Here is a 10,824-nt window from a genome sequence, read left to right on the forward strand (position 1 = left end):
CGGCAACGCGGGCCTGGTCCGCCAATGCCGGGCGCGACCGATAGGCCTCAGGCGGCGATCTTCAGCGCACCCGGTCCGGGAATGGCGCCAGGAGGACATTTGCCCAGGATGATCATGCCGAGCACCTCGTCCTGGGTTACATCCGTGGTACGCGCGGTCCCGACGACCTGGCCGTTCTTCATCACGCAGACCCGGTCGGCCAGTTCGAAGACATCGTGGATGTCGTGGCTGATCAGGAAGATGCCGATGCCATCGGACTTGAGCTGCCTGACCAGTTCGCCGACCTGTGCCGTTTCCTGGGGCCCAAGCGCCGCGGTCGGCTCGTCCATGATCAGGATGCGGGCGTTGAACAGGATCGCGCGTGCGATCGCCACCGACTGTCGCTGCCCGCCCGACAGCTTGATGACCGGCTCCTTGAAGCGCTGGAAGCGGGGATTGAGGCGCCTCATCACCTTGCGCGCCTCGGCCTCCATCGCAACGTCGTCGAGCGTGCCCCAGGCGGTCATCAACTCGCGGCCGAGAAACAGATTGGCGGCGGAGTCGACATTGTCGGCCAGCGCCAGCGTCTGGTAGATCGTCTCGATGCCGTATTTCTTGGCATCGCGCGGGTTGGTGATCGTGGCTTCCTCGCCATTGACGAATATCTGCCCGGCGTCGCGCTTGTAGGCGCCGGAGAGGATCTTGATCAGCGTCGACTTGCCGGCGCCGTTGTGGCCGAGCAGCGCCACGACCTCGCCGGGGAAAAGATCGATCGAGGCGTCATCGACGGCCCGGATGCCGCCAAAGGCAATCGAGATGTTGCGCATGTCGACCAGCGGCGGGCCGGCGGGAGCGTTTTTGTCAGCCATGATCGTATCCTCTAAACCCGCTTGCGATAGACGGTGTCGAGCCAGACGGCGATGACCAGCACGGCGCCGACGACGATGCTTTGCAGCGGCGAGTCGACACCGAGCAGCACCATGCCGGATTGCAACGACTGCATCAGCAGCGCGCCGAGCATGGCGCCGATGATCGTTCCCGAACCGCCCGCAAGCGACGTGCCGCCGATGACGGCCGCGGCGATGACGAGCAGCTCGTCCAATGTTCCAAGCACATTGGTGGACGAGTTCTGCCGGGCCGACGAGATCGCGGCGGCGAACGTGGCCAGCACGCCCATGATCATGAACACCTTCATGGTGATCCAGCGCGTGTTGATGCCGGCGAGATTGGCGGCCTCCGGATTGCCGCCGATGGCAAAGACATAGCGGCCGAAACGGGTGCGGTTGGTGATGAAGGTCATGATCAGCCCGACCGCAACCGCCATCAGCACCGGAATGGCGATGCCGTGAGCGATGAACAGGCCGCCCTCGGGCACGGTGATGTTGTTGGCGGCGGCGTATCTGTTCACAATGCCGATCGGCCACGGATAGGAGTTGGCCAGCCATACCGCGCCCATGATGGCGGCGCAGGTGACGGCGCCAAGCAGCGTCTCGGCCCAGATCGGGCGCAGCGGGAAACGGAAGCGCTTGCGTTGCACCCGCCCGTTGAAAAGCGCAAACACCACGGCGAGGCAGGCGACGATGCCGACGATCCAGCTCCAGGTGGCGCCGATCGATCCGGCCGGCCCGCCTCCCATCAGCTGGAAGGTGGCGTCGAGCGGCGCCACGGTCTGGCCGCTGGTGACCCACCAGGCAGCGCCGCGCCAGACCAGCAGGCCGCCCAGCGTGACGATGAAGGCAGGCACTTCGAGATAGGCGATGATAAAGCCCTGGAAGGCGCCGATCAGCAGGCCCAGCACCAGGCCGATGACCAGCGCTAGCACCCAGATCCATGGATTGCCGAGTTCAAGCCCGACGAACCGAACTAGGAAATGCACCTGGGCAAAACCCATGACCATGCCGATCAGGCCCTCGGCCGAGCCGACGGACAGGTCGATGTTGCGCATAACGATGACCAGCACCATGCCGCAGGCCATGATGGCGACCGCGGAGCTTTGTACGGAGAGGTTCCATAGATTGCGCGGCGTGAGGAAGGTGCGGCTGTCGAAATCGAGCGGATTGACGCCCAGACGCAGGCTCGAAATCACGTGCAGCCCCACCCAGATCAGCAACAGGGCGCCGATCATGCCGAGCATGCGGGTGTCGATCTCGGTTGCCTTCAGGAAGCGGGCGACCGCGCCGAGTTCCGATGCGCGTGCGGTATCGACCTGCGGCGGGTTGGACGTCGTGTCGGTCATGATTTCCTCCCACTGGCCGCCGTCTGGCGCGGACGCCGGAGCCCAGCCTAGAAGCTATCCGCCTGATGCGGAAACACAAATCTTTTTGAGAAAACGCCGCCTTAAAGCAATTCCAGGAAAAGTGCGTAGCGGTTTTCCGTCCGGAATTGTGGGAAACAATGGGCTGGAACGGTTCAGCGATTCAAGAAACACTGAACCGTTCCAGGGCCGCGGCGTCTATATCTGAGAGAAACAGGCCAGCTTAGTTACAGGCCGCGACGGTGCCGGCGGCGACGCCCGCGCAGACTTCGTCCTTCTTGATCCAACCGGCATCGATGACGACGTTGAGATTGTCCTTGGTGATGGCGACCGGGGTCAGGAACAGCGACTTGACAGTGTTACCGCCAGGCGTCGTGAAGTCCTTCACGCCGGCAATGTCGGTCATCTTCTTGCCGTCCGCCAGTTGCGAGGCGATCTCGGCGGCGTTCCTGCCGAGCTCGCGCGCGTCCTTCCACACCGACACGGTCTGGGTGCCGAGCGCGATGCGGTTCAGCGCGGCATGGTCGCCGTCCTGGCCCGACACCGGCACGGTGCCAGCAAGGCCTTGCGCCGTGAGTGCCGCGACGACGCCGCCGGCGGTGCCGTCATTGGCGGCGACCACGGCGTCGACCTTGTTGTCGTTGGCGGTCAGGAACTGCTCCATGTTCTGCTGGGCGTTGGCGGGCAGCCAGCCGTCCGTATAGGCCTCGCCGACATTCTTGATCTTGCCGCTATCGATGGCCGGCTTGAGCACTTCCATCGAGCCCGAGAACAGGAAGTCGGCATTCGGATCGGCACCCGAGCCCTTGATGAAGACATAGTTGCCTTCCGGCTTGACCTTGAACACCGCGCGGGCCTGCATCCGGCCGACTTCCTTGTTGTCGAAGGTCAGGTAGAAGACGTCCTTGTTCTCGATCAGGCGGTCATAGCCGACGACCGGAATGCCTTCATCCAGCGCCTTCTGGACGGCCGGGCCGATGGCCGAGGCATCCTGCGCCAGGATGATCAGCGAATTGGCGCCCTGCGAGATCAGGCTCTCGACATCGGTGAGCTGCTTGCCCGGATTGGACTGTGCGTCGGCGGAGATGTACTTGTCGCCTGCGGCCTCGATCGCCTTCTTCATGGCGGCCTCGTCGGTCTTCCAGCGCTCTTCCTGGAAGTTGGACCAAGAAACGCCGATGACCTTGCCCTTCGCCTGCGCGACCGACGCGAGCGTCAGTGACATGGCGACACCCGCCAGGATGGCGACTGCGAATCTCTTCATGATATCCTCCCTGCGCCGCGTATGGCGCGACCAAACTGACCCGAAGGCCGGCACAAAGGCTCTATTTTTTCGAGCCTCAAAAAAAATAGTGATGCATCGCCGGAAGGCTGTCAACAATGATTCTGATGGATTTTGAGGGCCGAGAACTTTTTTCGAGCCCCGCAATAAATAAATGACATCGCCGGCCGCTTCTGCCAGTATTTGATCTGTTGCCGCAGTGTTCGAGGGGCACGACGAGCCGCGGCGACCGGGAGGATATTGGAAAGGCATGTCGGTCGGAATCCGCCACGACGATCTGCGCCGGCGCAACCGCGCAATGGTGATTGCGGCCGTGCGCCGGGCCGGCCAGCCCTCGCGCACCGAAATCGCCGCGACCACCGGCCTCAGCCACTCCACCATATCGGCGATTTCCTCTGATCTGATCGGCGAAGGTACCCTGGCCGAAGGCAAGCCGAGCGAGGCCGGCGCGCTCAAACGCGGCAGGCCGCAGGTCGGGCTTGGCCTCAATCCGGAAGCCGCAACGGTGATGACCGTGGTGCTGTCGCTGAATTTCCTGTCCGTCGCCGTCATCGACTATGCCGGCCAGGTCATATCAGAGGAACAGCGCCGGCTGGATACGCTGACCATGTCGCGCGATGCACTGATCGGCGAATGCGTCGCCATCGTGCGGCGGCGCCTGGAGGATCCCGACCTCGACGTGCGCAGCGTCGCCCGCATCGCGCTGGCGATCCAGGGCATCACCGACACCGATGCCCGGGCAATGCTGTGGTCGCCCATCACGCCGCAGACCGACATCGCCTTCGCCGACATACTCGAAGCCGAGTTCGGCATCCCCGCCACCGTGGAGAATGACTGCAACATGATGGCGGTGGCGCTGCGCTGGCGCGATCCGGAGCGCTACCGCGACGACTTCATCGCCATTCTCCTTTCGCACGGTATCGGCATGGGCCTGGTGCTGAAGGGCGAGCTCTTCACCGGCACCCATTCCTCGGGCGGCGAATTCGGCCATATGATCCATCGGCCAGGCGGCGCGCTCTGCCGCTGCGGGCGGCGCGGCTGCGTCGAAGCCTATGCCGGCAATTACGCCATCTGGCGCAACGCCAGGCAGCTCAGCGAGGACACCGAGCCGGTCGCCGATGTCAGCGACGCGCAGATGCGGGCGCTGGCGGCGACGGCGCGGCAAACGGACGGGCCCGAGCGGGAGGCCTACCGCAGGGCCGGCGAGGCGCTGGGCTACGGCCTCGGCAGCCTGTTCGCGCTGATCGATCCCGCCCCCGTCGCCATGGTCGGCGTCAGCGCCGCCGCCTTCGACCTGATCGAGCCGGCATTGCGCGAGGCCATCGCCCAGACCGCCGGCGGCCAGCACTCGAAATCGATTTCCTTCGACACCGAGCCCAACGAGTTGCCGCTGATCCGCGAGGGCTGCGCCATGCGGGCGCTGACCTTCGTCGACCAGGAGATTTTCGCGCCGGGCATGCAGGCGAAAGCCGGCTCCGGGAAGAACGTGGCCTGAATAAAGTCGCGCTCAATCCTCGCGGATTGCATACCCCGCACCACGAATGGTGCGGATGACGTCGGGCATGCGGCCGTTATTGACCGCCTTGCGCAACCGGCCGACATGCACATCCACCGTGCGCTCGTCGATATAGATCGTCTCCCCCCAAACATTGTCGAGCAGCTGGCTGCGCGAAAACACCCGGCCGGGATGACGCATCATGAATTCGAGCAGGCGGAATTCGGTCGGCCCGAGCCGGATCTCGCTCTTCTTGCGGTAGACGCGATGTGATTCGCGGTCGAGCACGATGTCGCCCACCTTGAGCACGCTGGACAGCACTTCCGGCTTGGCGCGGCGCAGCAGCGCCTTGACCCTGGCCATGAATTCCGGTGTCGAGAACGGCTTGACCAGATAATCGTCGGCGCCGGTCGAAAGGCCGCGCACGCGGTCGCTTTCCTCGCCGCGCGCCGTCAGCATGATGATCGGCAGCCGCTCGGTCTCGGGCCGCATCCTTAGCCGGCGACAGAGTTCGATCCCGGACACCGCCGGCACCATCCAGTCGAGCACCAGGAGGTCGGGGACGTTCTCCTGCAGGCGAATCTCCGCCTCGTCGCCGCGCGGGACCACCTCGACCTGGTAGCCTTCCGATTCCAGATTGTAGCGGAGGAGCACGCCGAGTGGCTCCTCATCCTCCACCACCATGATGCGTGGCGCGATCATCGACTGGTCACCTCTAAGGCAATTCCAGGAAAAGTGTGAAGCGGTTTTCCGTCCGGAATTGCATGGAAACAAGAGAGAGAGCGGTTTTCCGTAAAACGGTGAACCGCTCTGACGATCAAGCCGCCGGCGCCGACATCGCCGTTTCGTCCTGCTTCGGACGATTCGCGGGCAGCTGCGTACCGGTCAGCACATAGTAGGCATTCTCGGCGATGTTGGTCACATGGTCGCCGATGCGCTCGAGATTCTTGGCGCAGAACAACAGATGCGTGCAAGCCGTGATGTTGCGCGGATCCTCCATCATGTAGGTGAGAAGTTCGCGGAACACGGAGGTGTATTTGACGTCGATACGTTCGTCATCGGCGCGCAGCTTGGCAAGGGCCTCGGCATCGTGCGCCGCATACTCCTCGATCACGCCCTGCACCTGGATCAGCACCAGCTGCGCCATGGCGTCGATGGAATGCGACAGGTCGCGCGGCGTGGTGGACAGGCCGACCGTACCGACGCGCTTGGCGATGTTCTTGGCAAGGTCGCCAATGCGTTCGAGGTCACCGGCCATGCGGATCGACCCGACGACATGCCGCAGATCGTCGGCCATCGGCTGGCGCTTGGCGATCAGCGTGATGGCGCGGTCGTCGAGTTCGCGCTGGCGCGCGTCCATGATGACGTCGTCGGAGACAACGCGCTGTGCCAGCGCGTTGTCGGAGTTCAGCAGCGCCTTGGTGGCGCCGCCGACCATCGAGCTGGCGAGATCGCCCATGTCGCTGATCAGCCTGCTGATCTGTCCGAGATCCTCGTCGAAAGAAGCGACTGTGTGTTCGGCCATGATCCTGGTCCTCGTATGCGTGAGATCAGCCGAAGCGGCCGGTGATATAGTCCTGCGTGCGCTTCTCGCGGGGCGATGTGAAGATCTTCTCGGTACGGTCGAACTCGACCAGCTCGCCCAGATACATGAAAGCCGTCTGGCGCGACACGCGCGCCGCCTGCTGCATGTTGTGGGTGACGATGACGATCGTGTAGTCGGCCTGCAGCTCGTCGATCAGCTCCTCGATCTTGGCGGTCGACAGCGGGTCGAGCGCCGAGGCCGGCTCGTCGAGCAGGATGACCTCCGGCTTCACCGCCACGGTACGGGCGATGCAAAGACGCTGCTGCTGGCCGCCCGAAAGGCTGAGCCCGCTGGCGTTGAGCTTGTCCTTGACCTCGGTCCACAGAGCCGCGCGCTTCAGCGCCTGCTCGACACGGCCGTCCATCTCGGCCTTGCTGATCTTCTCATAGAGCCTGACGCCGAACGCGATGTTTTCATAGATCGACATCGGAAACGGCGTCGGCTTCTGGAACACCATGCCGATCTTGGTGCGCAGCAGGTTGAGGTCCTGCGAGCGGTCGAGAATGTTCCGGCCGTCAAGCAGCACCTGACCCTCGGCGCTCTGCCTCGGGTAGAGCTCGTAGATGCGGTTGAAGACGCGCAGCAGCGTCGACTTCCCGCAGCCCGAAGGACCGATGAAGGCGGTGACACTGCGCTCGGGCAGCGACAGGCTGATGTCCTTCAGCGCCTTCGACTGGCCATAGTAGAAATTGAGGTCCTTGACCTCGATCTTGGCCTTTTCCACGGCAGCCTCGGCCACGTTCAAATCGGTGGACAACATCGGTTTCATCTGTCCTCTCTGCGTCCGGTAAGGCTGCGGGCGAAGATGCTCAGCCCGAGAACCGTTAAGGTGATTATGAGTGCGCCGGTCCACGCCAGCTGCTGCCATTCCTCGTAAGGGCTGAGAGCGAACTGGAAGATGGTGACAGGCAGGCTGGCCATCGGCGCGTTGAGATTGCTTGACCAGAACTGGTTGTTGAGCGCGGTGAAGAGCAGCGGCGCCGTCTCGCCGGAGATGCGGGCGATGGCCAGCAATATGCCGGTGACGATGCCGGAAAGCGCGGCACGATAGGCGACAGAGCGGATGACCACCCAGCGCGGTGCGCCGATCGCGGCGCCGGCCTCGCGCAAGGCGTTCGGCACCAGGTTGAGCATGTCCTCTGTGGTGCGCACCACCACCGGGATGACCAGGATGGCCAGCGCGACGGCGCCGGCGATGGCGGAGAAGTGCCCCATCGGCCGCACCAGCAACTCATAGACGAACAGGCCGATAACGATCGACGGCGCCGACAGAAGGATGTCGTTGATGAAACGCACCACCGTGGTCAGCTTCGAGAAGCGTCCGTATTCGGCCATGTAAGTACCGGCCAGCACACCGATCGGCGTGCCGACGATGACGCCGATGACGGTCATCACGATGCTGCCATAGATGGCGTTGAGCAGGCCGCCGGCATCGCCGGGCGGTGGCGTCATCTCGGTGAAGACCGCCAGCGAAACGCCGGACAGGCCCTTGTAGACCAGGGCGCCGAGGATCAGCGCCAGCCAGGCAAGGCCGATGCCGGCGGCGACGACGCAGAGCGCCATCATCACGCCGTTCCTTCTCTTGCGTCTGTTGTGGAGTGCCAGGGACGTCGACATCGGTCAGGCTCCCGTGCGGGCGTCGATGCGCATCAGCATATAGCGTGCGATGGCAAGGATAATGAAGGTGATGACGAAGAGGATCAGGCCGAGCGCCACCAGTGAAGAGGTGTAGAGTTGGCCGTCGGCTTCGGTGAATTCGTTGGCGATCGTCGCGGAGATCGTCGTTGCCGGCGCGAACAGCGAGGCGCTGATACGATGCGCGTTGCCGATGACGAAGGTCACCGCCATGGTTTCGCCGAGCGCGCGGCCGAGGCCGAGCATAACGCCGCCCATAATGCCGACACGGGTGTAGGGAATGACCACGCGCCGCGTGACTTCCCAGGTTGTGCAGCCGATGCCGTAGGCCGATTCCTTCAGCACCGCCGGCACTGTGTCGAACACGTCCTTGGTGATCGAGGTGATGAACGGCAGCACCATGATGGCCAGGATCAGCGATGACGTCAGCAGGCCGATGCCGTAGGGCGGGCCGGCGAACAGGCTGGAGAGCCCGGGCACGTTGTGAAAGATGTCGATGATGAAAGGCTGTATCGTCGTCTGCAGGAATGGTGCGAACACGAACAAGCCCCAGATGCCGTAGATGATCGAAGGGATGCCGGCCAGAAGCTCGACGGCGATGCCGATCGGGCGCCGCAGCGGTCGCGGGCAAAGTTCGGTGAGAAAGACGGCGATGCCGATGCCGATGGGAACGGCGATCAGAATTGCGATGGCTGACGTGACGATGGTGCCGTAGATCGGCGACAGGGCGCCGAAATTCTCGGTGACCGGGTTCCATGCCTCGGTCGTCAGGAAGGAAAAGCCGAACTTAGACAGGGCTTCCCATGAGCCGGCAAACAACGAGATGGCGACGCCGCTGAGGATGAGCAGGACGAGAACGGCAGAAGAGCGTGTAGCCTCCCGAAACACCATGTCCGTGAAGGCGAAGCGCCGCACTGTCGCATCCCTGGACCGCATGACGCTCGATAACGGCGTAGCTTCTGAAACGGTGGTCATCTAGCCCCTCGTATTCGAAAGAAATGGGAGGACGCCAAAGGCGTCCTCCCTTCGACAAAGAGAGTTACTTGGCGGCGTAGAGCGACTTGCCGTCGCTGCCGACGATGTCCTTGCTCCACATTTCCTCGACGCTCTTGACGACCTTGTCCGGCATCGGAACGTAGTCCAGTTCACCCGCCATCTTGTCGCCCTTCGCATAGGACCAGGCAAAGAACTTGAGCGCTTCGCTGGTCGCCGCGGCGTCATCGGGCTTCTTGTACAGCAGGATCCAGGTCGCGGACGTCATCGGCCAGGACTCGGCGCCCGGCTGGTTGGCGAGAATGACGCCATAACCCGGCTGTGAGTTCCAGTCGGCATTGGCCGCCGCGGCCGAGAACGCCTTCGCGGTCGGCTCGATCTTCTTGCCGTCCTTGTTGATCATGTCGGTGTAAGTCAGCTTGTTCTGCTTGGCATATGCGTATTCGACATAGCCGATGGCGCCGCCGGTCTGCGACACGTTGTTGGCAACGCCTTCATTACCCTTGGCGCCGATACCCACCGGCCACTCGAGCGCGCTGTTGACGCCAACCTTCGACTTCCAGTCGGCGTTCACGTCGGCGAGATAGTAGCTGAAGTTGAACGTGGTGCCCGAGCCGTCCGAACGGTGGACAACGGCAATCGCCTGGTCTGGCAGCTTGGCCTTGGGGTTGAGCTTCTTGATCGCCTCGTCGTTCCAGTTGGTGATCTTGCCGAGGAAAATATCGGCCAGCGTCGTGCCGTCGAGAACGAGTTCGCCCGGCTTGATGCCTTTGAGATTGACGACGGGCACGATGCCACCCATCACCATCGGGAACTGGGCGAGACCGGTGGAGTTGAGGTCTTCACCCTTCAGCGGCGCGTCGGAAGCGCCGAAAGTAACGGTCTTGGCCTTGATCTGCTTGACGCCGCCGCCGGAACCGATCGACTGGTAGTTGAGGCCGATGCCGGTCTCTTTCTTGTAGGCGTCGGCCCACTTCGCGTAGATCGGGTAGGGGAAAGTGGCGCCAGCGCCGGAGATATCAGCCGCAAACGCTGCGGACATGGTGAAGGTGGACGCCGCAGCCATTGCAATCGCAACGGCCGCCGAGCGGATGAAATGTCTCATGTGGCCTGCTCCTGTTCGGAAGATGGTCTCTCGGCGCCCTTTTGCCGGCGCCCGCTGAGGCCAATAGCCTTCGATTATAACAGTCGCATGACAGTTTCGTGTCAACCGGGTAACGCGTCGCCGGCGCGGGGAAAGGCGGTAGCTTCGGATGGTTGCGGCCCGGTCCGGGTTTGCCCCGGGAATCAGTGGCTTGAGCCATTGCTGGCTCGAAGCCGGCGTTGGATTCGCCGGGCCGGCTCGGATGAAGAAAATCCGGACGGGAGCGCGTTGCTCGAGGCCAGAGCGTGTCGTGGCCGGGCCATCGCCGAAAACAGGTCCGTTGGGGTAGAGTGACGCTGTTTCTTGCCGGCGGTCGCTGCTCCCGCCCGTAACTGAGAAGAGCGGAATTCGATGTTGCCATTGTCCCGGCTAAGCACCGCCTTTGATATGGTGCGATCGCACCATAGTCTTTGCACGCAGGGGTAGCAGCAAATCCCGACTGATTCCCTCCGGCCCG

At 63.3% G+C, this 10,824-nt stretch carries 10 protein-coding genes; 1 reads left to right on the forward strand and 9 read right to left on the reverse strand.

All coding sequences use genetic code 11. The features are described from left to right. Nucleotides 1-47 precede the first annotated feature (47 nt). The 3 genes from FJ934_RS08975 to xylF form a co-directional block, all read right to left on the reverse strand. The gene (locus FJ934_RS08975; protein ID WP_140608860.1) at nucleotides 48-848 is read right to left on the reverse strand and encodes an ATP-binding cassette domain-containing protein; all 801 of its coding nucleotides are present in this window, start codon (nucleotides 846-848) and stop codon (nucleotides 48-50) included. A gap of 11 nt (nucleotides 849-859) precedes the next feature. Continuing rightward, the gene (locus FJ934_RS08980) at nucleotides 860-2,215 is read right to left on the reverse strand and encodes a sugar ABC transporter permease (RefSeq protein WP_140608862.1); all 1,356 of its coding nucleotides are present in this window, start codon (nucleotides 2,213-2,215) and stop codon (nucleotides 860-862) included. Between the two features lie 241 nt (nucleotides 2,216-2,456). After that, nucleotides 2,457-3,497, reverse strand: a complete 1,041-nt coding sequence (gene xylF / locus FJ934_RS08985) for a D-xylose ABC transporter substrate-binding protein (RefSeq protein WP_140608864.1) — start codon at nucleotides 3,495-3,497, stop codon at nucleotides 2,457-2,459. Nucleotides 3,498-3,765: 268 nt separating this feature from the next. On the opposite strand from xylF, the gene FJ934_RS08990 reads away from it, so the two are divergent. Beyond that, the gene (locus tag FJ934_RS08990; protein ID WP_140608866.1) at nucleotides 3,766-5,010 is read left to right on the forward strand and encodes an ROK family protein; all 1,245 of its coding nucleotides are present in this window, start codon (nucleotides 3,766-3,768) and stop codon (nucleotides 5,008-5,010) included. A gap of 12 nt (nucleotides 5,011-5,022) precedes the next feature. Here FJ934_RS08990 and phoB read toward each other — a convergent pair whose 3' ends face one another. The 6 genes from phoB to pstS form a co-directional block, all read right to left on the reverse strand. After that, the gene (phoB, locus tag FJ934_RS08995; protein ID WP_032917568.1) at nucleotides 5,023-5,712 is read right to left on the reverse strand and encodes a phosphate regulon transcriptional regulator PhoB; all 690 of its coding nucleotides are present in this window, start codon (nucleotides 5,710-5,712) and stop codon (nucleotides 5,023-5,025) included. A gap of 115 nt (nucleotides 5,713-5,827) precedes the next feature. Then, entirely contained in the window at nucleotides 5,828-6,535 is a 708-nt protein-coding gene (gene phoU / locus FJ934_RS09000; RefSeq protein WP_140608868.1) for a phosphate signaling complex protein PhoU, read from the reverse strand. A 25-nt stretch (nucleotides 6,536-6,560) separates the two neighbouring features. Next, complete coding sequence (gene pstB / locus FJ934_RS09005) at nucleotides 6,561-7,364, reverse strand: phosphate ABC transporter ATP-binding protein PstB (protein WP_140608870.1); 804 nt, start codon at nucleotides 7,362-7,364, stop codon at nucleotides 6,561-6,563. Continuing rightward, nucleotides 7,361-8,212, reverse strand: coding sequence for a phosphate ABC transporter permease PstA (gene pstA / locus FJ934_RS09010; protein ID WP_140608872.1), 852 nt, complete (start codon nucleotides 8,210-8,212; stop codon nucleotides 7,361-7,363). Before pstA ends, pstB begins: the two co-directional genes overlap by 4 nt. A gap of 3 nt (nucleotides 8,213-8,215) precedes the next feature. After that, nucleotides 8,216-9,205 (reverse strand): phosphate ABC transporter permease subunit PstC, encoded by a 990-nt coding sequence (pstC, locus tag FJ934_RS09015; protein WP_140608874.1) that lies wholly within the window; start codon nucleotides 9,203-9,205, stop codon nucleotides 8,216-8,218. Between the two features lie 64 nt (nucleotides 9,206-9,269). Continuing rightward, the gene (gene pstS, locus FJ934_RS09020; RefSeq protein ID WP_140608876.1) at nucleotides 9,270-10,328 is read right to left on the reverse strand and encodes a phosphate ABC transporter substrate-binding protein PstS; all 1,059 of its coding nucleotides are present in this window, start codon (nucleotides 10,326-10,328) and stop codon (nucleotides 9,270-9,272) included. Between the last annotated feature and the right edge of the window lie 496 nt (nucleotides 10,329-10,824).

This window comes from Mesorhizobium sp. B2-4-12 (genome assembly GCF_006441575.1).
In the GTDB taxonomy this organism is placed as follows: Bacteria; Pseudomonadota; Alphaproteobacteria; order Rhizobiales; family Rhizobiaceae; genus Mesorhizobium.

What these genes read in the sequence shown, in the direction of transcription:
- pstB (WP_140608870.1), bottom strand. Translation starts at nt 7,364, where the DNA reads ATGAAACCGATGTTGTCCACCGATTTGAACGTGGCCGAGGCTGCCGTG.
- phoU (WP_140608868.1), bottom strand. Translation starts at nt 6,535, where the DNA reads ATGGCCGAACACACAGTCGCTTCTTTCGACGAGGATCTCGGACAGATC.
- FJ934_RS08975 (WP_140608860.1), bottom strand. Translation starts at nt 848, where the DNA reads ATGGCTGACAAAAACGCTCCCGCCGGCCCGCCGCTGGTCGACATGCGC.
- xylF (WP_140608864.1), bottom strand. Translation starts at nt 3,497, where the DNA reads ATGAAGAGATTCGCAGTCGCCATCCTGGCGGGTGTCGCCATGTCACTG.
- pstA (WP_140608872.1), bottom strand. Translation starts at nt 8,212, where the DNA reads ATGTCGACGTCCCTGGCACTCCACAACAGACGCAAGAGAAGGAACGGC.
- phoB (WP_032917568.1), bottom strand. Translation starts at nt 5,712, where the DNA reads ATGATCGCGCCACGCATCATGGTGGTGGAGGATGAGGAGCCACTCGGC.
- pstC (WP_140608874.1), bottom strand. Translation starts at nt 9,205, where the DNA reads ATGACCACCGTTTCAGAAGCTACGCCGTTATCGAGCGTCATGCGGTCC.
- FJ934_RS08990 (WP_140608866.1), top strand. Translation starts at nt 3,766, where the DNA reads ATGTCGGTCGGAATCCGCCACGACGATCTGCGCCGGCGCAACCGCGCA.
- FJ934_RS08980 (WP_140608862.1), bottom strand. Translation starts at nt 2,215, where the DNA reads ATGACCGACACGACGTCCAACCCGCCGCAGGTCGATACCGCACGCGCA.
- pstS (WP_140608876.1), bottom strand. Translation starts at nt 10,328, where the DNA reads ATGAGACATTTCATCCGCTCGGCGGCCGTTGCGATTGCAATGGCTGCG.